Origin of the sequence: Streptomyces sp. NPDC047974 (genome assembly GCF_040653375.1) — a bacterium.
Lineage (GTDB): Bacteria > Actinomycetota > Actinomycetes > Streptomycetales > Streptomycetaceae > Streptomyces.
This window is the reverse complement of sequence record NZ_JBEZNU010000004.1, coordinates 303,101-324,880: the sequence shown is the minus strand read 5'-3', so window position 1 is coordinate 324,880 and position 21,780 is coordinate 303,101. Positions and strand designations below refer to the sequence as shown.

Below are 21,780 nucleotides of genomic sequence, written 5' to 3'. Positions count from 1 at the left end.
GGTTCAGTCACCCGAGCCGATCAGGCCGCCGCGCCGGCGCAGGAGCAGCGCGGTGAAGGCCATGGAGAAGGCGAAGAGCACGAGCGCCACCACGCAGGCCGTGCCGTAGTTGAACTGGCTGAAGCCGAGGCTGTAGACGAGCTGGGGCAGGGTCAGCGTGGAGTCGTCCGGATAGCCGGGGACGAAGGTGACGCCGGAGCCGCCCATCACGCCCGAGGCGACCTTCGAGGCCACGATCGGCTGCGTGTAGTACTGCATCGCGCCGATGATCCCGGTGACGACCGCGAAGAGGATGATCGGCGAGATGTTCGGCAGCGTGATGTGCCGGAACCGCTGCCGGGCGTTGGCGCCGTCCAGTTCGGCGGCCTCGTACTGCTCCTTGGGCACGTCGAGCAGGGCGGCCATGAAGATGACCATGAGGTCGCCGATGCCCCAGACGGCGAGCAGGGTCAGGGCCGGCTTGGCCCAGGCCGGGTCGGTGAACCAGGCGGGGGCGGGCAGCCCGATGCCCTCCAGGAGGGCGTTGACGGGCCCGGTGCCGGGGTTGAGCAGGAAGACGAAGGCGAGCGTCGCCGCCACCGGCGGGGCCAGGAACGGCAGGTAGAAGAGGGTGCGGAAGATCCCCGCGCCCGTCTTGATCTTCGTGATGAGCATCCCGATGCCGAGTCCGAAGACGACCCGGCAGCCCACCATGACGACGCCGAGCCAGAGGGTGTTCCGCAGGGCGGGCCAGAACTGCGGGAAGGACGTGAGGACGTACTCCCAGTTGGCGAGGCCCCGCCACTCGGGCGGGTTGAGCCCGTCGTACTTCATCAGGGAGAAGTAGACGGTCGAGACGAGCGGATAGGCGAAGAAGAAGCCGAAGCCGATCAGCCAGGGCGACATGAAGACCAGCGTCCGCAGGGCGTTGCGCCTGCGCCTGGACCGAAGGGTGTTCTTTCCCCCGCGGGCGGAGGCGGCCGGGGCGGCCGCCTCCGTCGCGGGCAGGGTGTCCGTGCTCATGGGCGGGTTCCGGCCGTCACTTCGCCGCGGCGATGTCGCGGTCGATCTGGGCGGCGGTGTCGGCGAGCCCCTTCTTCAGGTCGGTGACCTGGCCCTTCTCGTACTGCTGGGCGAACTTCTGGAGGGTGTCCTGGTAGGCGGAGCCGTTCACCGCGCCGTCCGAGGTGGTCGACTTCGGGTGCCGGGCGATGTCCAGGAAGGTCTTGAAGCGGGCGTCGAACTTCAGGTCGGGGGACTTCAGGGCGTCCAGGGTGGAGGGGACGTTGCCGATGGCGTTGGCGAAGCCCACCACCGCCTCGGTGTCCGTGGTCATGTACTTGACCAGCTCCCAGGCGGCGTTCTGCTTCTTCGACTGCGGCGCGATGCCCATGATCGTGCCGGAGAGGTAGCCCTTGCCGTACTCGGCGGCCTCGTCGTCGGCGACCGGCAGCGGCGCGACGCCGACCTCGAACGGGACCTTCGCCTCCTTGATGAAGTTCAGCCGCCACTCGCCGTCCAGCTGCATGGCGACCTGGCCGGTCTGGAAGGGGTGCTTGGCGCCCCACTCGTCACCGAAGGTGGTGCGGTACTTGTCCAGCTTCGGGAAGCCGCCCAGCGCGTCCACCAGCGACTTCTGGTACGTCATCATCTCGGCGAACGCCGGGTCGGACGCCGCCGTCGACTTGCCGGCCTCGTCGAAGTAACCGCCGTGGCCCCACTGCGACATGTAGTGCGAGACGACCGTCTCGTAGCCGAGGTAGTTCGGCATGAAGCCGAGCTGCTCGTACGAGTCGCCCTTGGCCTTCGTCAGCTTCTTGGCGACCTCGGTGAACTCGGACCACGTCTTCGGCGGGGCCTCGGGGTCGAGCCCGGCCTTCCTGAAGGCGTCCTTGTTGTAGTAGAGCCCGTACGCGTCCGAGAGCAGCGGCAGCGTGCAGCGCTTGCCCTCGAACTGGGTGTAGTCCTGGAGGACCTTCGGGAAGATCGCGTCGAGGTCCAGCTTGTCCTTCTCGACGAAGGGCTTGAGGTCGGCGAGCGCGCCCGTGTGGCAGAACTTGCCGACGTTGGCCGTGGTGAAGGAGGCGACCACGTCCGGGCCGTTGGAGCCGCCCGCGCGCAGCGCCTGGCCGAGCTTGTCGTCGTTGATGTTGCCGACGACCTTCACCTTGATGTTCGGGTGGGCCTTGGTGAAGCGGGCGACGTTCTCCTCGATCGCCTTGACCTCGGAGGGCGCCGACCAGCCGTGCCAGAAGGTGATGGTGGTCTCGGCCTTGGGGTCGTCGCTCGCCGCGGTGCCGGCGGAGCCGGTACAGGCGGAGGCGAAGAGGGCGATGGAGGCGGTGGCGGCGAGCGCGGCTGCGGCTCTGCGCGGGCGTACGGGCATGGCGAGGTCTCCCTGGGCGGGCTGAGGGGAAAGGGGGGGTGAAGGGGCAGGCGGGGGCCGGTCAGCGCGAGGTGTCGAAGACCTCGTCGCGGGTGGTGGCGAGCGCGCTCTCCAGCGCGCCGCGGAGCACGGGTTCGCGGGGGACGGCGGTGAGGACGAGGCGCGGCCGGGAGGCCGCGAGGTCGGCGAGCTCGGCCTGGACGCGGGCCCGCAGCGGCTCGCCGCCGGCGACGAGGACGTCCCCGGAGAGCACGATCAGTTCGGGGTCGAGGACGGCGGTGAGCGAGGCGAGACCGGTGGCGAGCCGCTCGGCGTAGCGGTCGAGCAGCTCCGCGTACGGCCCCTCGTCGGGGCTCCCGGCGGCCCGGGCGAGCAGCTCGCACGCCACCGGCACATAGGGGCGGTCGGGGGTGTCGAGGCCGGCCGCGCGGGCGATCCGGGGCACCGACTGGACGCCGGCGAGCTCCTGGAAGCCGCCGGAGTTGGCCTTGGCGACCTGGCGGACCAGCGGGGTGCCGGGGACCGGCAGGAAGCCGACCTCGCCGGCGCCGCCGGTGAAGCCCCGGTGCAGCCGGCCGCCGAGGACGAGGGCGGCGCCGAGGCCCTCCTCGTTCCACAGCAGGACGAAGTCCTCGTGGCCGCGGGCTGCGCCGACGGCCCGCTCGGCGATGGCCACCAGATTGACGTCGTTCTCGTACTCGAAGGGCATGGGCAGGACCGCGGCCAGCTCCTCCAGGAGCGTGGGGGAGTGCCAGCCGGGCAGGTGGGAGGCGTACCGGAGCCGTCCGGTGGCCGGGTCGAAGGCGCCGGGGGTGCCGATGACCAGGCGCCGGACGTCGGCCCGGGTGAGCCCGGCGGCCTCGACGGCCCCGTCGAGGGCCTCGGTGACCTGCCGGACCACGCCGTCGCCGGTGCGTCCTCCGGTGCGGAGCTCGTACTCGCCGGCGACGGCGCCGGTGATGTCGGCGACGGCGGCGCGGATCCGGTGCTGGTTGACGTCGAGCCCGGCGGCGTACCCGGCGCTCGGGTCGAGGGCGTACAGCTGGGCGCTGGGGCCGGGGCGGCCCTCGGTGGTGCCGGTGACCCGGACCAGGCCCGCCGCTTCGAGGCGGGCGAGGAGCTGGGAGGCGGTCGGCTTGGAGAGGCCGGTCAGCTTGCCGATCCGGGTCCGCGAGAGGGTGCCGTGCTCCAGGAGGAGGTCGAGCGCGGCGCGGTCGTTCATGGCGCGCAGGACGCGCGGGGTGCCAGGGGTTCCCTGGATGCCTGCCATGCCGTTCTCCTCGTCACGCCGTTCGTCACACCGTATGCCGTGCACTGTTAGGAAAGTTTCCTATCCGGTGGGAGGAAGGTAGGACGGGCGTCGCCGGGCGTCAATACCCGCGGACGCACGACACCCCCGACGGCAACCGAAGCGTTACCGGCGGGGGTGTCGTGGGACGTCCGGGTCGGGACCCGTCCGTCGGGCCCCTTGAGGGGCCCGGGTCCCGGTCAGGACTTGTTGAGGTCCGTCCTCGGCAGCGGCGTGGCCGCCGCCGACTGCGGCGAGGTCGTGTTCGAGAACGCCGAGGGCGCCGCCATGCCCGCCGTCGGATCGGCCGGCGTCTCCTCCGACGCCTGCGCGGGCAGTCCGCCGACGATCCGGATCCCGGCCTCGTCCAGGCCCCGCTTGATCCGCCAGCGGAGCTCGCGCTCCACGCCCAGCTTCTTCCCCGGCATGGTCTTCGCCGAGACCCGCACGGTCATCTGGTCGAGGAGCACCTCGGTCAGGCCGAGCACCTCCACCGGGCCCCACAGCCGCTCGTTCCAGGGCTCGTCCTTGGCCATCGCCTCGCCCGCCGCCGTGATCACGGACTGCACCTTGTCCAGGTCCTCCGTCGGCCGGACGGTCACGTCCACCGCCGCCGTCGCCCAGCCCTGGCTGAGGTTCCCTATGCGCTTGATCTCGCCGTTGCGCACGTACCAGATCTCGCCGTCGACGCCGCGCAGCTTCGTCACCCGCAGCCCCACCTCGACGACCTCGCCGGAGGCGACGCCCGCGTCGACCGAGTCGCCGACGCCGTACTGGTCCTCCAGGATCATGAAGACGCCGGAGAGGAAGTCCGTCACCAGGTTCCGCGCGCCGAAGCCGATCGCCACACCGGCCACACCGGCCGAGGCGAGCAGCGGCGCCAGGTCGATGTCGAAGGCGCCCAGGACCATCAGCCCCGCGGTGCCCAGGATCAGGAACGAGGCCACCGACCGCAGCACGGAGCCGATCGCCTCCGACCGCTGCCTTCTGCGCTCCGCGTTGACGAGCAGTCCGCCGAGCGCCGTCCCCTCCACCGCCTGGGCGGAGCGGTTCATCCGCTCGATCAGCTTCGTCAGGGCGCGCCGGACGGCCCACCGGAGCAGCAGGGCGACGACCACGATCAGCAGGATCCGCAGACCGGTGTTGAGCCAGGTGGACCAGTTCTCCTCCACCCAGCCGGCCGCGTTGGAGGCCTTCTCCGCCGCCTCGTCCAGAGTCACCGGAAGGGGCTCGGGTTCGGTGGCGGCGGCCAGGACGGACCAGGACAAGGGACAACCTCCAGGCATCGCGTACGCAGGCCATCCACCCTAACGGGGCATCGGACGTGTACCCGTTGCCCTGTTCGAGGGAGAGACCGACCTCACCCGGGCACATCTCCGGGAGACATGCCGATGTGGTCGAGAACACGTCCGGTCCGCCCCCGGGGATCGCACGAACGTGGTGGCGCTCCGACCAGGCATGAGGAGAGACTGAGAGCAGTTCGTCCCGGCGCGAGCCACGCGCCGCCGGCGTCATAGGAGGCATCCGTGCCGCATGTCCTGGTCCTCAACGCGTCGTACGAGCCCCTGGGCGTCGTACCGCTCCGCCGCGCACTCGTCCTCGTACTGGAGAACAAGGCCCTCTGCATCGAGGAGTCCGGCGCCTTCCTGCACAGCGAGCATCAGATCGTCCCCGCGCCCAGCGTGGTACGGCTGAAGCGGTTCGTGCGGGTCCCCTACCGGGGGCCCGTTCCCCTGACCCGCAGGGCCCTCTTCGCACGCGACGGCGGGCGCTGCATGTACTGCGGGGGAGTGGCGACCAGCGTCGACCACGTCATCCCGCGCAGCAGGGGAGGGACGCACGCCTGGGAGAACGTGGTGGCGGCCTGCCGCCGCTGCAACCACCTCAAGGCCGACAAGCACCTGCGGGAGATCGGCTGGCGGCTGCGCCACCAGCCCGCGCCGCCCACCGGCCTGGCCTGGCGGATCATCGGGACCGGTCACCGGGACCCACGGTGGCTGCCCTACCTCACGCCGTACGGCGCCGAGGACGCGATGGCCCGGATCGACTCCGTCGCCGACATCCCCGCGGGGGCGTTGACGACCGGCTGAGATCCGGGCCTTGTCCGTCCCCGGGACAGGGCGCGGAGGCGAGGGCGCCGCTCAGGGGGCGGCGCCCTCCTCCGGCGCGTCCTGCTCCGGCTGCTCCGGCGGCGGCGTGGTCTCCGGCGTCTCCGGTGTCTCCGGCGCCCCGGGCGTCTCCGGGGCCTCGGGGGCCTCCGGGGCCTTCGGCTCGGGCGTCACCGCGTACGTCTCCACCGACCAGAGCGAGTAGCCGTACGGCGTCGCCCGCTTCTCGCCCTGCACGCGCAGGAAGCGGGTGTCCGCCGCGTCCATCCGCACCGACTCCCGGCCGCCGCGCCCGTCCGCGACGGTCGCCGCGGTCCGCCAGTTCCGGCCGTCGGCCGAGACCTGCACGCGGTAGCGGGAGGCGTGCGCGTCCTGCCAGTGCAGCACCAGCTGCCCTATCCGGGCCGGTTCGGCCAGCTCCAGCTGGAACCAGGCGCCGTCCTCCGCCGGAGAGGACCAGCGGGTCGCCGGATCGCCGTCCACGGCCAGCGCCGCCGGGAAGTCCGGCGTCTCGTCGGCGGAGGAGGAGGCCGTCGCCGACCGGGCCAGGTCGGGGCCGCCCGTACGCGGGAAGGCCCGCACCGTCAGCACCCGCTCCTCGCCCGCGAACGCCACCGGCACCCGGTACTCCCCGGACGGCGTGCCCGGTGCCACCGACACCTCCATCGGCACCGTCGTCGTGCCGCCGCGCTCCACCGAGGCCTCCTTCGGCAGCCGTACGGTGATGCCCTTCGGCGCCCGCGCGGTCAGCGGGCCCCGCACCTCGGCCGCCCGCCGCCCCGTCAGCTCCAGGTCCACCCGGCCCGCCGGGCCGCCCGCCTCCAGGTCCGTCTCGGTGCGGGCCAGCTCCAGGCCCGCCTTCGGGCCGTCCGCGAACCACGGCACGAGGGACCGCACGTCGGGCGCCGGGCCCCCGCCGTCCCAGACGATCCGCAGCGCCTCCGCGCGCAGCCCCTTCAGCTCGGTCTGTGTCCAGCCGGAGGAGTCGAGCGGCCCAAGCGACCGCCACCCCTCGCCCGTCACCAGCGCCTCCACGCGCGCCCGCGGGGCCTTCTCCGCACCCGGCCGCGCGGCGCGGTCGGCGCCCTCCGCCGGCTTCCCGGTCAGCACCGTCACCGACTCCACCGGACGGGCCCGGTCCAGCTTCACCGTGTACGAGCCGGTGGCCCGGTCCACCGCGCGCTCCGGGTCCCGGTCGACGCCCGTCCAGGCCGCCGCCTCCTTCGCCGCCCGGTCCAGGAACGGGTCCAGGACCCCGGCGCCGACGGTGACCTCGCTCGCCTCGATCCTGGGCCGCAGCGGCTCCAGGCGCAGCTGCGCCTGCCAGGCCGCCGGGCCGTCCCCGCGCGCCTGCGCGAGGAGCATGTCGACGGCCGCCTCGCCCGCCGCCCCGTACCGGGACAGCTGCTCCAGCCACGGCCCGGACTCGGCCCTCAGCGCGCCGTCCGCCGTGCCGGCGAGCCGCCCGGGCGCCTCCCGCATCACCGTGAAGGCGGCCCGCAGCTCGCTCCCCGCCTTCTCCCGGGCCGCCGCCGAGCCCCCGGCCCGGGCCGCCCAGAAGGCGCTCATCAGCGGCTTCAGACCGGCCGACTCGGCGTCCGGGGCGAGGATCGACGAGGCCGCGTTCCCCGCCAGGGCGCCGAGCGCCGCGCGGGCGGCCGGCGCGGGGCCCGCCAGGTCGGCGACGGCCGCCCGCCAGGACTCCCCGGGCCGGTACCCGCGCGGGTTCCAGGCGAAGTCGGCGGTGGTGAACAGGGGGATCCGGGAGGCGGCGGGCTGCTCCATGGCGTGCGCCAGATAGGCGGCGGAACCGGACGCCACGACCGGCTCCCGGCCCCTGGTGGGCCCCAGGAAGAGCCGGTCCTGCGCGTAGTCGTTCACCGGGTAGTTGTCCATGGTGACCAGCGGGCGCTGCCCCAGGGCCGCCCGCACCCCGGCCAGTTCGGCGCCGGTGATCGTGCGCGGCACCACCCCGACGCCCGTCCACGCCACCCGCACGCGCGGGTCCAGGGCGCCGGCGAGCGCCGAGCGGTACTCGCTGGTGCCCTCCTGGTAGTACTCCGTGGGGAGCACCGTCAGCGGCTCCGCGGCGGAGTCGTCGCCGAAGCGCTCGGCGAGGTGCCGGGCCACCGTGTTCGCCACGCGCGCGTGCGCCCGGGCCGCGCCCGCCGCGTCCCGGCCGAACTCGTCGGCGTCCTCGTCGCAGGTCCACTCGCCGAACCCGGCGTCCGGGAACTGCAGCTGGAAGGAGCGGAAGCCGAGCTCGCGCATCGCGTCCAGCTTCCGCGTCAGCGCCGCCACGTCCTCGTCGGACGACAGGCACATCGACTGCGCGGGCGCCACCGCCCAGCCCAGCGTCACGTGGTTGGCCCGGGCCCGCTCGGCGAGCGCCCGGAAGCCGGCCCGCTGCGCCTCCGGGTAGGGCTCGCGCCACAGCGCCGCGCGGTACGGGTCGTCACCCGGCGCGTACAGATAGCGGTTCTGCTTGGTGCGGCCCAGGAAGTCGAGCATCCCGAGGCGCTGCGCGGTCGTCCACGGAGTGCCGTAGAAGCCCTCCGCGAGCCCCCGCTCGGCGGTGCCGGGCCAGTCCCGGACGACGACGCCCGGCACCTCGCCGCCGACGCCGTCCGGCCCCTCGCCGAGGAGCTGGCGGAGCGTCTGCACGGCGTGGAAGAGGCCGTCCTCGCCCGTCCCGTCCAGGACCACCGTCTCCCGCCCGCCGAAGCGGCCGGTGGCCAGCCGGTAGCCGCCGTACGGCAGATCGGCCCGCTCGGCCACCCCGAAGGAGGCCAGCGCCTCCTGCGCCGCCTCCCCGGACGGCCCCGAGACCCGGACGACCGGGCCCGCGCCCGGCAGCCCCTCGTGGACGGTCCGCACCCCGGCGGCGGCGAGCAGCCCCCGCAGCGCCGCGAGGGCGTACGGATCGGCGTCCTCGTCCGCGACCAGCGTCACCCGGTCCCCGAGGCGCACGGCGGGCCCGGCGGCCGTCAGCGACTGCGGCCGGGGCCAGACGGCGGGCGGCGCCGGCGCCGTGTACGCGGTGCCGATGCGGGGCGCGGGCACGCCCGGGCGGGCGACGGGCCCGGCGGGCGCGCGCACGAGGTCCTGGGGCGCGGCGGCCAGGTCGGGCACCGCCACCGGGAGGGGGACGGCGGCCGCCGAGCCGGGCACGGCACCGCCGAGCAGGCCGCCGATCACGGCGGCGGCGACCGCGGTCGCCGTGCGCGGTCCGCGTCCGGAACGCACGGGGGTCAAGGGGGCTCCCTTCGCCGGGGCCCCGGGCCCGCCGGTCCGTCAGGAGCGGGCCCCACCCGGCAGGTTGATAACGAGGGGGTTACGAGCCCACCACCCGTCGCACGGAGGTGTCAATGCGAGGGGGCGAAGTGTCGGCTTTGCCCGGTGAACCACCGGCGAGCTGTCGCCCTTTTGCCACGTCCCCCCGGTAAAAGGGGCAAAGGCAGGCACGGTGGGTAGGGCTCACTCGTCCCACCCCGCGGACGCCGGCCACCCGCCGCGCCCGGCCGCCCCTGTCGAGACCAGACCCGGGAGACCCCCGTGACCACGACCGACCGCCAGCAGTCCGAGCGGATACGGATCCCACGCCAGTCCGCCCCCGGCGAACCCGCCCCGGCCGCCGGGCCGCTGACCAGCGAGCCCCCGAGCGCCGCCCCCGCGCCGCTGACCAGCGAGCCCCCGCTCGCCGGCGCCGCGCCCCTCACCAGCGAGCCGCCCCTCACCGGCGCGGCACCCCTCACCAGCGAGCCCGCCGCCCCCTCCGGCCGGTGCGGCACGGAGCCCCCCGGAGTGTGAAGTGACCCTGGCCCGCCTCGCCGCCCGTCACGGCGTCGCCACCGCGTTCAGCCCGTCCGAGGGCGTCACCACGCCCGTGCCCGAGGCCACCGTGGTCGCGGTGCTCGGCGCCCTCGGGGTCGACGCGTCCACCCCGGAGGCGGTCGCCGCCGCCCTCGGCGCGGCGGAGCGGGCCGACCGGGAGCGGCTGCTCCCGCCCACCCTCGTCCGGCACACCGGCGACGGGCCGGTGCGCCCCCCGGACGGACTGCCCGACGGGACCCTGCTGCGGGTCACCACGGAGTCGGGCGCCGTCCACGCCGGCGGCGACTGGGAGCGGCTGCCGCTCGGCGTGCACACCGTGGACGCCGAGGCCCCCGACGGGCGCACCGCCCGCGCCACCCTGATCGTCGCCCCCGCGCGCGTCCCGGCCCCCGCCACGCGCGCGTACGGCCTGCTCGTCCAGCTCTACTCGCTGCTCTCCGAACGCTCCTGGGGCATGGGCGACCTCGGCGACTTGCGCGAACTCGTCTCCTGGGCGGGCCGCGCGCACGGCGCCGGCTTCGTCCAGGTGAACCCGCTGCACGCGGGCGTGCCCGGCGAGCCCTCGGACCCCTCGCCGTACCGCCCCTCCTCGCGCCGCTTCCCCGACCCCGTCCACCTGCGGATCGAGCGGATCCCCGAGTACGCCCACCTGGGCCCCGGCCACCGCGAGGAGCTGGACCGGATCCTCGCCGCCGCCGCCGAACTCCGCGAGAGCGTCCTCGGCAAGGGCACCGCCATCGACCGGGACGCCGTCTGGGCGCTCAAGCTCCGCGCCCTGGAACTCCTCGGAGGCGTCGAGCCCGGCCCCGGCCGCCGCGCCGACTTCCACGACTTCCTCGCCGAGCGCGGCCGCGCCCTGGAGGACCACGCCACCTACCAGGCCCTCGCCGAACTCCACGGCCCCCACTGGCGCTCCTGGCCCGAGCCGCTGCGCACCCCCGAGGGCGCGGCGGCGGCGGTCCTCGCCGACGCGGTCCTCGCCGCCCGGGTCGACTTCCACTGCCGGCTCGCCTGGCTGACGGACCGGCAGCTCGGCGAGGCCGCCGACGCGGCCCGGGAGGCCGGGATGGCGGTCGGGATCGTCCACGACCTCGCCGTCGGCGTCCACCCGGAGGGCTCCGACGTCTGGGCCCGGCAGGGCGACTTCGCCGCCGGGATGTCGGTCGGCGCCCCGCCCGACGCCTTCAACGCCCGCGGCCAGGACTGGGGCCTTCCGCCGTGGCGCCCCGACGCCCTCGCCGCCGCCGGCTACGCCCCGTACCGCGGCCTGCTGCGCGAACTCCTGCGGCACGCGGGCGCCTTGCGCATCGACCACGTCATGGGCCTGTTCCGGCTGTGGTGGGTGCCGGAGGGCCGGGAGCCCGTCGAGGGCACCTACGTGCGGTACGACGCCGAGGCGATGCTCGCCGTCCTCGTCCTGGAGGCGCACCGGGCCGGCGCCCTCGTCGTCGGCGAGGACCTGGGCACCGTCGAGCCCGGCGTCCGCGAAGCCCTCGCCGCGCGCGGGGTGTTCGGCACCTCCGTGCTCTGGTTCGAGCGGGACTGGGCGGGCGGCGGCGCCCCGCTGCCGCCCGAGGCGTGGCGGGCCGACTGCGTGGCCACCGCCACCACCCACGACCTGCCGTCCACCGCCGCCCGGCTCTCCGGCGACCACGTGCTGCTGCGCCACCGGCTCGGGCTGCTCCCCGGCGACCTGGCCCGCGAGCGCGCGGCGGACGCGGCGGAGACCGCCGAGTGGCGCGCGGTCCTCCAGCGGCTCGGGCTGCTCCCGGAGGGGCCGGGCGGCGAGGAGGCCGAGATCCGGGCCGTCCACCGCTTCCTGGCCCGCACCCCGGCCCGGATGGTGGGGGTGTGGCTGCCGGACCTGGTGGGGGACCGCAGGCCGCAGAACCTGCCGGGCACCTGGGACGAGTACCCCAACTGGCGGCTGCCGGTCGCGGGCCCCGACGGACAGCCGCTCACCCTGGAGCGGATCGCCGCCTCGCCCCGCGCGCACGCCCTCCTGAGGACCGCCGCCGAGGGGGTCGGAGCCCGTACGGCACCCCCGGGCGCGCGGGCCGTTTAGGTGTTCGCTACTTTTGCACCGTGGACAAGAAGAACGCCCTGCGCGCCGGCGCCGTCGCGGCCGGTACGACGCTGATGATGCTGCTCATGTCGTCCCCCGCGCTCGCGCTGACCCGCGACGACGGTGACGACCCGGCCCCCAAGCTGGAGGTCATCGAGACCCTCGGCCTGTTCGTGGTGGCCCCGCTGGTGCTGTTCGCGGTCATCGCCGGCCTGGTGATGGTCCTCGACAAGTCCCGCAAGAAGGCGTAACCGCCGCAGGCGGAAACGCAGAAGGCGCGATCGCGGAGGGCGCGACCGCCTCCGCCCGTCCTTCGAGGGCGCCGCACGGCCACCGTGGCCGTGCGGCGCCCTCGCGTTTTCTCCGCCGCTCTCAGGCGGTCGTCGCCAGGAGCTTCCGCAGCAGGCCGGCCAGCTGCCGCGCCTCCTCCTCGGTCAGTGCGCCCTCCAGCGCCTCCCGCTGGCGCGCCAGGCCCGCGCCGACCGCCTGGTCCACCAGCTCCCGGCCGCGCTCGGTGAGCGTGACGCGCAGTCCGCGCCGGTCGTTCGGGTCGGGGCTGCGGGTGAGCAGTCCGGCCTTCTCCAGCTTGTCCAGGCGGCCGGTCATCCCGCCGGTGGTGATCATCAGGGTGGCGGTCAGCTCGCGCGGCGAGAGCGTGTACGGCTCCCCGGAGCGGCGCAGGGTCGCCAGCACGTCGAACTCCCCGAGCGCCATGCCGTAGGGCGCGTACGCCTTGTCCACCTTGCCGCGCATGGCGGCGGCCAGCCGGTAGATCCGCCCGAAGACCGCCATGGGGAGCGTGTCGAGATCGGGGCGGACCACGGCCCACTGGGCGGCGATGGCGTCGACGGGGTCGTGTGCGGGCGGCTGCGTGTTCATGACCTCAGTGTTCCGTTCCTTCCGGGTCGATGGCAAGAAAGCCACTTGCAAGTAAGTAGCTTAGTGCTAAGTTAATTACCGCCAAGCCAGTGGCGCTCCGGACCGCCGGGGCGCAGCCGCTTCAGGGGGAGTCCTGCCATGTCCCGCAAAGCCGCCGTCGTCGCGCTCACCGCCCTCGCCCCGATCTCCTGGGGCTCGACCTACTTCGTGACCACCGAGTTCCTGCCGGCCGACCGGCCGCTCTTCACCGGGCTCATGCGGGCCCTCCCGGCCGGGCTGCTGCTCCTCGCGCTGACCCGCAAGCTCCCGAGCGGCGCCTGGTGGTGGAAGTCGGCGGCCCTCGGCGCCCTGAACATCGGGGCCTTCTTCCCGCTCCTCTTCCTCGCCGCCTACCGGCTGCCCGGCGGCGTCGCCGCCGTCGTCGGCTCGGTCGGCCCGCTGTTCGTCGTCGGCCTCGCGGCCCTCCTCCTCGGCGAGAAGCCCACCGTGCGGACCCTGCTCACCGCGGTCGCCGCCGCCTTCGGCGTCAGCCTCGTGGTCCTCAAGGCGGGCGCCGCGTTCGACCTGATCGGCGTCGGGGCCGGGCTGCTCTCCTCCCTCTCGATGTCCGCGGGCGTCGTCCTCACCAAGCGCTGGGGTCGCCCCGAGGGCGTCGGCGCGCTCGCCCTCACCGGCTGGCAGCTCACCGCCGGCGGTCTGGTCATCCTCCCCATCGCCTTCCTGGTCGAGGGCGCCCCGCCCGCCCTCACCGGCACGAACCTCGCGGGCTACGCCTACCTCGCCTTCGGCAACACCGCGATCTCGTACTTCCTCTGGTTCCGCGGCATCGAGCGCCTGAGCGCCTCCTCGGTCACCCTGCTCGGCCCGCTCTCCCCGATCACCGCCGCCGTCATCGGCTGGGCCGCCCTCGGCCAGGCCCTCGGCCCGGTGCAGGTGCTCGGCATGGCGATCGCCTTCGGCGCCACCCTGGCGGGCCAGCTGGCCCCCGCGAAGCCCAAGCCCGTCGCCACCGAGCCCGTATCGTTCAGTTCTCCTGAAAAGAACGGTCAGGAAGTTTCGATGGACCTGGAGGTTTCGGGGGTGCGACGGTAGGCCGCATGACCCTCACGACCGCACGCCACCCGACCGCACCCGAAGAAGCCACCCGGAGACCGGCGCCCGCCAAGGGCGCCGGTCTCGGCGTGCTCCTCGCCCTGATCGCCACCGTCGTCTGGTCCGGCAGCTTCGTCGCCACCCGCGACATGGCCGACACCGTCCCGCCCGTCCAGGCGGTCTTCTGGCGCTGGACCATCGCCCTGCTCGCCGTCGCCCCGCTCGCCGCCCGCCCCTTCTGGCGGCAGCGCGCCCTCCTCCGCCGCCACCTCGGCTACACCGCCCTCGCCTCGCTCTTCGGCGTCGCCCTCTACAACACCCTCGTCCACCAGGCCGGCCTCACCACCTCCGCCACCAACATGGGCATGATCATGGCCGCCTCCCCGGTGATCATGGCGGTCTACGCCCGGCTCGGCGGCGAACGCCTCGGCGCCCGCCGCCTCCTCGGCCTGGCGACCGCCGTCCTCGGCGTGCTCCTCCTCGTCGGCAAGGGCTCCCTCGCGCTCGACCTCTCCGCCGGCGACCTCTGGATGTTCGCGGCCGCCCTCTCCTTCGCCTCGTACAGCGCCCTCCTCAAGCGCAGGCCCCCGGAGATCGACGGACTCGCCTTCCTCTTCACCACCTTCGTGCTCGGCGCGCTGATGCTCGCCCCCGCCTACGCCGTCTCCCTCGCCGTCCAGGGCGGCTTCCCCGCCACCCCCGGCACCGTCGGCCCCCTCCTCTACCTCGGGGTGTTCTCCTCCGCCGTCGCCTTCTTCTCCTGGAACAAGGCGATCTCCCTCGTCGGCGCCGCCCGCGCCGGAGTCGTCTACTACCTCCAGCCCGTCTGCGTCGCCCTCCTCTCGTACGCCCTCCTCGGCGAGGAACTCGGCCTCGCCGGCGGCGCCAGCATGGCCCTCATCCTCGGCGGGGTGGCGCTCGGTTCGGCCCGGTGACCGGGGGCGGATAGGTTGCGCCCATGACCGAGTGGGACATCAAGAAGCTGCACATCCTGCGCACCCTGCGCGACCGGGGCACCGTCACCGCCACCGCCGAGACGCTGCTCATGACCCCCTCGGCCGTCTCCCAGCAGCTCACCAACCTCGCCAGGCAGCTCGGCGTGCCGCTCCTGGAGGCCCACGGGCGGCGCGTCCGGCTCACCGACGCCGCCCACCTCGTCCTGCGCCACGCCGAGGCCGTCTTCGCCCAGCTGGAGCGCGCCGACGCCGAACTCGACGGCTATCTGCGCGGCGAGGCCGGCCAGGTCCGGGTCGCGGCCTTCTCCACCTCCGTGCCCGCGCTCCTCGTCCCCGCCGTACGCCGGCTCCGCACCGCCCACCCCGGGCTCGCCGTCCGGATCCGGGAGGCCGAGGCGGCGGAGGCGTACGAACTGCTCACCGCGGGCGAGGTCGACCTCGCCCTCTCGCTCGCAGCCCACGCGCCCACCGCGCGCGACCCCAAGTACACCCGGCTGCCGCTGCTCGCCGACCCCCTCGACGTCGCCCTGCCGGCTGGTCACCCGCTCGCCGACGCCCCCGGCCTCCGCCTCGCCGACCTCGCCGCCGAACCGTGGATCTTCGGCGGCTCCGGCCCCTGGTCCGAGATCACCACCGCCGCCTGCGAGGCCGCCGGCTTCGTGCCCGAGCAGGCCCACAGCGCCTCGGGCTGGACCGCGATCCTCGCCATGGTCGAGGCGGGACTCGGCATCGCCCTCGTGCCCCGGATGGCCTCCGCCGACCGGCGCGGCGGCACCGGGGTCGTCATGCGGGTGCTCTCCGCCGACCAGCCGCGCCGCCACGTCGTCGCGGCCGTCCGGCGCGGGGCCGAGGACGGACCCGCGGTCGCGCGGGTGCTCGCCGCGCTCCGCGAGGAGGCCGCCGCCCGCCGGACCGTTCAGCGGAACTGAACGACATCGTCGAAAACATTCGATGGACCCCGGGCCTCCGGCGCGCGACAGTCGAAGCATGACCGGAACCGAGGACATCCAGGACCCGCACGCCAACGACGCCGCCCCCTACGGCGGAGGCGACCCGTACGCCGACTACCGCACCGGCGACTTCCCCTTCACCGAACTGGTCGACCTCGCCGACCGCCGCCTCGGCGCCGGCGTCGTCGCCGCCAACGACGAGTTCTTCGCCGAGCGCGAGAACCTCCTCGTCCGCGAGCGGGCCGTCTTCGACCCGGAGCACTTCGGCCACAAGGGCAAGATCATGGACGGCTGGGAGACCCGCCGCCGCCGCGGCGCCGACGCCGAGAACGTCTTCCCGGCCCCCGAGGACCACGACTGGGCCATCGTCCGCCTCGGCGCCCCCGGCGTGATCCGCGGGATCATCGTCGACACCGCCCACTTCCGTGGCAACTACCCGCAGCGCGTCAGCATCCAGGCCACCTCCGTCGAAGGCTCCCCGAGCCCCGAGGACCTGCTCGACGCCACGTGGGAGGAACTCGTCCCGCCGACGCCCGTGCGCGGCCACGCCGCCAACGGCTTCGAGATCACCGCCGAGCGCCGCTACACCCACCTGCGGCTCTGCCAGCACCCCGACGGCGGCATCGCCCGCCTCCGCGTCCACGGCGAGGTCGTCCCCGACCCCGAGTGGCTCGAACTGCTCGGCACCCTCGACCTGATCTCCGTACTGAACGGCGGTTCGTACGAGGACGCGTCGGACAAGTTCTACTCCTCGCCGACCCAGATCATCCTGCCCGGCACCTCCCGCAAGATGGACGACGGCTGGGAGAACCGCCGCCGCCGCGTCCGGGGCACCAACGACTGGGTGCGATTCCGGCTCGCCGCGCAGGGCGCCGTCCGCGCCGTCGAGATCGACACCGCCTACCTCAAGGGCAACTCGGCGGGCTGGATCGCCCTCCAGGGCCGCAACGGCGAGACGGGCGAGTGGTTCGAGATCATCCCCCGGACCAAGCTCCAGCCCGACACCCTGCACCGCTTCAAGCTGCCTGCCCAGGCCGTCGTCACCCACGTCCGCCTCGACGCCTTCCCCGACGGCGGCGTCGCCCGGATGCGCCTCCACGGGGAACTGACGGAGCAGGGCGCGGCCGACCTGCGCGCCCGGTTCACGGCACTCGGCGGCTGAACCCGGCCGCCTCGCCGGATCGCCGGTACGCCGAAGGGGCCCCGGACCGACACGGTCCGGGGCCCCTTCCTCCCTACGGGGTGCGCTACTTCGCCGCGGCCGCGTCCGCGGCCTGTGCGCGCAGGGCGCGCTCGACGCCCGCGCGGCTCTCCGTCACCAGGCGCCGAAGCGCCGGGGCCGGGTTGTGCTCGGCGATCCACGCGTCCGTCGCGTCCAGGGTCTCCTGCGAGACCTGGAGGCTCGGGTAGAGACCGACCACGATCTGCTGGACGATCTCGTGGCTGCGGGTCTCCGAGACGCGCTTGATCGACGCGAAGTACTTCGCCGTGTACGGGTGGAGCAGTTCACGCTGGTCGGGCTGGACGAAGCCGCCGATGACGGCCTCCTGCACCGCGTTCGCCAGCTTGTCGTCCTCGACGACCGCGGCCCACGCCGCCTCCTTCGCCGTCGGCGTCGGAACGGCCGCGCGCGCGGTCGCCGAGTGCCGCTCGCCCGCCGCCGTGCGGTCGCGCTCCAGCTCGGCGGCGATCTCCGCCTCGCCGAAGCGGCCGGTCGCCGCGAGCCGCTGGACGAACGCCCAGCGCAGCTCGGTGTCGACGGCCAGGCCCTCGATCACCACGGAGCCGTCGAGCAGCCCGGCGAGCACGTCGAGCTCCGCGTCCGTGCGGGCGGTCGCCGAGAAGGCCCGCGCCCACGCCAGCTGGTGGTCGCCGCCCCCCTCGGCGGCACGCAGCTGCTCCTGGGCGAAGGTGCCCCAGCGGGCCAGGCCCTCGGCGCGCCACTCCGGCGCCGCGTACAGCTCCAGGGCGGCCTTGACCTGGCCCTGGAGCGACTGCACCACGCCGATGTCGGACTCCTTGGCGATGCCCGAGAGCACCAGCTCCAGGTAGTCGCGGGTGGCCAGCTCGCCGTCGCGGGTCATGTCCCAGGCCGAGGCCCAGCACAGGGCGCGCGGCAGCGACTCGGCGAAGTCGCCGAGGTGCGCGGTGACGTTCTGCAGCGACACCTCGTCGAGGCGGACCTTGGCGTACGACAGGTCGTCGTCGTTCAGCAGGACGACCGCTGGGCGGGACTTGCCGATCAGCGCCGGCACCGCGGTCAGCTCGGCCGCCTCGATGTCCAGCTCCAGGCGCTCGCCGCGGACCAGCTTGCCGGCGGCGTCGAGGTCGTAGAAGCCGATCGCGATGCGGTGCGGGCGGAGCACGGCCTCGCCCTTGGCGCCGGCGGGCAGCGCCGGGGCCTCCTGGCGCACCGCGAAGGCGGTGATCGAGCCGTTCTCGTCGGTCTCGATCTCCGGGCGCAGGATGTTGATGCCGGCCGTCTCCAGCCACGCCTTCGACCAGGTCTTCAGGTCGCGCCCGGAGGTCTCCTCCAGGGCGCCGAGCAGGTCGCCGAGGCGGGTGTTGCCGAAGGCGTGGCGCTGGAAGTACGCCTGCACGCCCTTGAAGAACTCGTCCTGGCCGACGTAGGCGACGAGCTGCTTGAGGACCGAGGCGCCCTTGGCGTACGTGATGCCGTCGAAGTTGACGAGCACGTCCTCCAGGTCGTTGATCTCGGCCATGATCGGGTGCGTCGACGGCAGCTGGTCCTGGCGGTAGGCCCAGGTCTTCTCCGCGTTGGCGAAGGTGGTCCAGGCGTTCGGCCAGCGGGTGCCCGTCACCGACGCCTGGCAGGCGACCGAGGTGTAGGTGGCGAACGACTCGTTCAGCCACAGGTCGTTCCACCACTCCATGGTCACGAGGTCGCCGAACCACATGTGGGCCAGCTCGTGGAGGATGGTCTCGGCGCGGCGCTCGTAGGCCGCGTCCGTCACCTTCGAGCGGAAGACGTACTGGTCGCGGATGGTGACCGCGCCCGCGTTCTCCATCGCGCCCGCGTTGAACTCCGGCACGAACAGCTGGTCGTACTTGGCGAAGGGGTAGGCGTAGGCGAACTTCTCCTGGAACCAGTCGAAGCCCTGCCGGGTCACGTCGAAGATGTGGTCCGCGTCGAGGAACTCGGCCAGCGACGGACGGCAGTAGATGCCCAGCGGCACGACCTGCCCGTCCGGGCCCTCGTACGTCGAGTGCACCGCGTGGTACGGGCCGACGATCAGGGCGGTGATGTACGAGGAGATCCGCGGGGTCGGCTCGAAGGCCCACACCCCGTCCTTCGGCTCCGGGGTCGGCGAGTTGGAGATGACGCTCCAGCCCTCCGGCGCCTTCACGGTGAACTGGAAGGTCGCCTTCAGGTCGGGCTGCTCGAACGAGGCGAAGACCCGGCGCGCGTCCGGCACCTCGAACTGGGTGTACAGGTACGCCTGGCCGTCGACCGGGTCGACGAAGCGGTGCAGGCCCTCACCGGTGTTGGTGTACGCGCAGTCCGCGACCACCCGCAGCTCGTTGCGGCCCTGCTTGAGGCGGGGCAGCGCGATCCGCGAGTCGCGGAAGACGGCGGCGACGTCGAGGGAGTGCCCGTTGAGCACGGCCTCGTGCACGGCGGGGGCGACGAGGTCGATGAAGCTCTCGGCGCCCTCCTCGGCGGAATCGAAGCGGACGGTGGTGACGGACCGGTAGGTGCCGCCCTCCTGCGCACCGGTGAGGTCCAGTTCGACCTCGTACGCGTCCACGGTCAGCAGCGCCGCCCGCTGCTGGGCCTCTTCACGGGTCAGGTTCGTACCAGGCACCCGGTCAACTCCTCGGTTTCGTGACGTTTGGGCCATCCTTCCACGGGGCGTGGCGGAGACGCACGGCACATTTCCCAGGGCGAACACGCAAGAACGGCGGCCGTCCACCCGGACGGCCGCCGTTCCTCGCGCGGGGGCTGGGTCAGCCCTTGAGTTCGGCCGCCACGAGCTCCGCGATCTGCACCGCGTTGAGCGCGGCGCCCTTGCGGAGGTTGTCGTTGGAGAGGAAGAGCGCGAGGCCGTTGTCGACCGTCTCGTCGACGCGGATGCGGCCCACGTACGAGGCGTCCTTGCCGGCCGCCTGGAGCGGCGTCGGGATCTCGGAGAGCTCGACGCCCTCGGCGTCCTTCAGCAGCTCGTAGGCGCGCTCGACGCTGATCGGGCGGTCGAAGCGGGCGTTCACCTGGAGCGAGTGGCCGGAGAAGACCGGGACGCGGACACAGGTGCCCGAGACCTTCAGCTCCGGGATCTCCAGGATCTTGCGGGACTCGTGGCGGAGCTTCTGCTCCTCGTCGGTCTCGAAGGAGCCGTCGTCGACGATCGAGCCGGCCAGCGGGACCACGTTGAAGGCGATCGGGCGCTTGTAGACGGCGGGCTCGGGGAACTCGACGGCCTCGCCGTCGAAGGCCAGCCGGTCGGCCTGCTCGGCCACCGCGCACGCCTGGCCGCGCAGCTCGGCGACACCGGCCACGCCCGAGCCGGAGACGGCCTGGTAGGTGGTGGCGACCAGCGCGGTGAGGCCGGCCTCCTGGTGGAGCGGCCTGAGGACCGGCATGGCGGCCATCGTGGTGCAGTTCGGGTTGGCGATGATGCCCTTGGGGCGGTCCTTGATCGCGTGCGGGTTGACCTCGGACACGACGAGGGGGACCTCGGGGTCGCGGCGCCAGGCGGAGGAGTTGTCGATCACGACGGCGCCCTGGGAGGCGACCTTCTCGGCGAGGGCCTTGGAGGTGGCGCCGCCGGCGGAGAAGAGCACGATGTCCAGGCCGGTGTAGTCGGCCGTCGAGGCGTCCTCGACGGTGACGCCGTCCACGACCGTGCCGGCGGACCGGGCGGAGGCGAAGAGCCGCAGCTCGTCGACCGGGAAGTTCCGCTCGGCCAGGATCTTGCGCATGACTGTGCCGACCTGACCGGTGGCTCCGACGATTCCGACCTTCACGGGGACTCCTCCATACGTGTGTGCAGGTGCTGCCGCCCCCCATGATGCGTGCCGCCTGCCGTTCCTTGTCCAATCCATTGTCCGAGGGGCGGGACGAAGGGTGAACGTTTCGGAGGGCCGACGCGTCGAAGGGGGACCGGACGAGGGAAGGGGGCGGGGTGGAGCAGATGGACGCGGCACTGGTGGACCGGGTGCGGGCGGTCCTGGCGCTGGGCGGGGTGCCGTACGCGGAACTCCAGGACGGCGTGCAGCAGGTGGGCCTGCGGCTGCTGGAGGCCCGGGCGAAGGGGGACCCGCCGCGCTCCCCGGCCGCCTGGTGCGCGGTGGTCGCCACCAGGGTGGCCGCCGACTGGCACCGGGCCCGCCGCCGCGACGAGCGCCTGACCGCGCTGCCGGCGTTTCGTTGTGGGCAATCGTTCCGCAGGGCGGAACGGGTGGGCACAACGGAACGGCACCGTTGCGGGTGTCTCCGCTCCCGGGCCTGGACCCGCACCCGTACGGCGCTGTACAAGGGGTGCGGGTTCAGGCTCGGAAAGCCGGGGCCCGGCACGAGGCGCCGTCCCTGTGCCCACCCGTCCCGCCCTGCGGGACGCCTGCCCACAGGAACGGAGGGCCCGCGTGCCCACAGGGACGGAAGGGCGCGCCCGCGCGGACGTGGCCCTGATCCGCGAGCAGCTGGGCGTCCTGGCGACCGCCCTGACGGCGGAGCCCGTATCCCCGGCGCCGGTCGTACGGCCCCGGCGGCGGGGCCGGACCGTGGCCTGGGTGCTCGCCGCCTGCGTGGCGCTCGGCGTGCTCGGGACCGGCGGCGCCTGGCTCGCCGCGCGGCCCTGGACGCCGGCCGACGGCGGCGTGATCGACGCCAAGCTCACCCCGGGCGGGATCGCGGCCTGCGCCACGGACGTCGCCGAGGGGACGGTCGCGCGGGTCGAGCCTCTTCCGGGGGAGGGGGAGTACCGGGTGGTGCTGCGGGTGGAGCGCACGTACAAGCCGGCCGCCGGCGGCCCGGGAGAGCTGGCCTTCACGGGCGTGGCGGCCGACGACTCGTTCTACCGCCCCGGGACGCGGATGCTGGTCGTCGTCTCCCGCTTCCCGGACGAGCCGGCGCTCACCTTCCGCCAGGACATGGAGCCGCCCGGTGACCTGGGCGAGGACGTCGGTCCGGTCCGCGACGAGCTGGAGTACGGGCGGAAGTGGACCGCGAAGGCCCTCTCGGAGGGGGTCGCGGAGTGCCCGGGCCGGGGCTGAACGCGCAAG

General features: G+C 74.0%; 17 protein-coding genes and 1 pseudogene. 10 read left to right on the top strand and 8 right to left on the bottom strand.

Annotated elements, in window-relative coordinates:
* Nucleotides 1-3: 3 nt before the first annotated feature.
* From AB0E19_RS09210 to AB0E19_RS09195, 4 genes are all read right to left on the bottom strand, one after another.
* Entirely contained in the window at nucleotides 4-885 is an 882-nt protein-coding gene (locus AB0E19_RS09210) for a sugar ABC transporter permease (RefSeq protein WP_362175763.1), read from the bottom strand.
* Nucleotides 886-1,018: 133 nt separating this feature from the next.
* Complete coding sequence (locus AB0E19_RS09205) at nucleotides 1,019-2,365, bottom strand: ABC transporter substrate-binding protein (protein ID WP_362175664.1); 1,347 nt, start codon at nucleotides 2,363-2,365, stop codon at nucleotides 1,019-1,021.
* 61 nt (nucleotides 2,366-2,426) lie between these two features.
* Nucleotides 2,427-3,635 (bottom strand): ROK family transcriptional regulator, encoded by a 1,209-nt coding sequence (locus AB0E19_RS09200; protein ID WP_362175662.1) that lies wholly within the window; start codon nucleotides 3,633-3,635, stop codon nucleotides 2,427-2,429.
* A gap of 218 nt (nucleotides 3,636-3,853) precedes the next feature.
* A complete protein-coding gene (locus AB0E19_RS09195; protein ID WP_362175660.1) occupies nucleotides 3,854-4,921 on the bottom strand; it encodes a mechanosensitive ion channel family protein in 1,068 nt (355 codons plus the stop codon).
* 258 nt (nucleotides 4,922-5,179) lie between these two features.
* On the opposite strand from AB0E19_RS09195, the gene AB0E19_RS09190 reads away from it, so the two are divergent.
* Nucleotides 5,180-5,743, top strand: coding sequence for an HNH endonuclease (locus AB0E19_RS09190; protein WP_362175657.1), 564 nt, complete (start codon nucleotides 5,180-5,182; stop codon nucleotides 5,741-5,743).
* Nucleotides 5,744-5,794: 51 nt separating this feature from the next.
* On the opposite strand, the gene AB0E19_RS09185 is transcribed toward AB0E19_RS09190, so the two are convergent.
* Nucleotides 5,795-9,007, bottom strand: coding sequence for a beta-N-acetylglucosaminidase domain-containing protein (locus AB0E19_RS09185; protein ID WP_362175761.1), 3,213 nt, complete (start codon nucleotides 9,005-9,007; stop codon nucleotides 5,795-5,797).
* Between the two features lie 342 nt (nucleotides 9,008-9,349).
* On the opposite strand from AB0E19_RS09185, the gene AB0E19_RS09180 reads away from it, so the two are divergent.
* From AB0E19_RS09180 to AB0E19_RS09170, 3 genes are read left to right on the top strand one after another with little or no spacing between them, the layout of a single operon-like run.
* Nucleotides 9,350-9,571 (top strand): hypothetical protein, encoded by a 222-nt coding sequence (locus tag AB0E19_RS09180; protein ID WP_362175758.1) that lies wholly within the window; start codon nucleotides 9,350-9,352, stop codon nucleotides 9,569-9,571.
* 1 nt (nucleotide 9,572) lies between these two features.
* On the top strand, nucleotides 9,573-11,660 hold the full coding sequence (gene malQ / locus AB0E19_RS09175; RefSeq protein WP_362175654.1) for a 4-alpha-glucanotransferase: 2,088 nt from the start codon (nucleotides 9,573-9,575) through the stop codon (nucleotides 11,658-11,660).
* Between the two features lie 20 nt (nucleotides 11,661-11,680).
* Nucleotides 11,681-11,911, top strand: coding sequence for a hypothetical protein (locus tag AB0E19_RS09170; protein WP_362175650.1), 231 nt, complete (start codon nucleotides 11,681-11,683; stop codon nucleotides 11,909-11,911).
* A 121-nt stretch (nucleotides 11,912-12,032) separates the two neighbouring features.
* Here the strand turns inward: AB0E19_RS09170 and AB0E19_RS09165 are convergent, their stop codons facing one another.
* Complete coding sequence (locus AB0E19_RS09165) at nucleotides 12,033-12,539, bottom strand: MarR family transcriptional regulator (RefSeq protein WP_362175647.1); 507 nt, start codon at nucleotides 12,537-12,539, stop codon at nucleotides 12,033-12,035.
* A gap of 138 nt (nucleotides 12,540-12,677) precedes the next feature.
* Here AB0E19_RS09165 and AB0E19_RS09160 point away from each other — a divergent pair, with 138 nt between their 5' ends.
* Genes AB0E19_RS09160 through alc form a run of 4 tightly spaced genes read left to right on the top strand, consistent with a single transcriptional unit; the run spans nucleotide 12,678 to nucleotide 16,699 of the window.
* Nucleotides 12,678-13,631, top strand: coding sequence for an EamA family transporter (locus AB0E19_RS09160; RefSeq protein WP_362175644.1), 954 nt, complete (start codon nucleotides 12,678-12,680; stop codon nucleotides 13,629-13,631).
* Nucleotides 13,632-13,636: 5 nt separating this feature from the next.
* Entirely contained in the window at nucleotides 13,637-14,566 is a 930-nt protein-coding gene (locus AB0E19_RS09155; RefSeq protein WP_362175641.1) for a DMT family transporter, read from the top strand.
* A gap of 23 nt (nucleotides 14,567-14,589) precedes the next feature.
* A complete protein-coding gene (locus tag AB0E19_RS09150) occupies nucleotides 14,590-15,516 on the top strand; it encodes a LysR family transcriptional regulator (protein WP_362175638.1) in 927 nt (308 codons plus the stop codon).
* A gap of 58 nt (nucleotides 15,517-15,574) precedes the next feature.
* A complete protein-coding gene (gene alc / locus AB0E19_RS09145) occupies nucleotides 15,575-16,699 on the top strand; it encodes an allantoicase (RefSeq protein ID WP_362175635.1) in 1,125 nt (374 codons plus the stop codon).
* A gap of 85 nt (nucleotides 16,700-16,784) precedes the next feature.
* On the opposite strand, the gene pepN is transcribed toward alc, so the two are convergent.
* Both pepN and AB0E19_RS09135 read right to left on the bottom strand, forming a co-directional pair.
* Nucleotides 16,785-19,364: an aminopeptidase N gene (pepN, locus tag AB0E19_RS09140; RefSeq protein WP_362175632.1), complete on the bottom strand. Its 2,580-nt coding sequence runs from the start codon at nucleotides 19,362-19,364 to the stop codon at nucleotides 16,785-16,787.
* Nucleotides 19,365-19,506: 142 nt separating this feature from the next.
* Complete coding sequence (locus AB0E19_RS09135) at nucleotides 19,507-20,523, bottom strand: aspartate-semialdehyde dehydrogenase (RefSeq protein WP_362175629.1); 1,017 nt, start codon at nucleotides 20,521-20,523, stop codon at nucleotides 19,507-19,509.
* 167 nt (nucleotides 20,524-20,690) lie between these two features.
* On the opposite strand from AB0E19_RS09135, the pseudogene AB0E19_RS09130 reads away from it, so the two are divergent.
* Together AB0E19_RS09130 and AB0E19_RS09125 are read left to right on the top strand one after the other, a co-directional pair.
* Nucleotides 20,691-20,906, top strand: a pseudogene (locus AB0E19_RS09130) (sigma factor); the annotation flags it as partial.
* A gap of 235 nt (nucleotides 20,907-21,141) precedes the next feature.
* Nucleotides 21,142-21,771: a hypothetical protein gene (locus AB0E19_RS09125; protein ID WP_362175626.1), complete on the top strand. Its 630-nt coding sequence runs from the start codon at nucleotides 21,142-21,144 to the stop codon at nucleotides 21,769-21,771.
* Nucleotides 21,772-21,780: the final 9 nt, after the last annotated feature.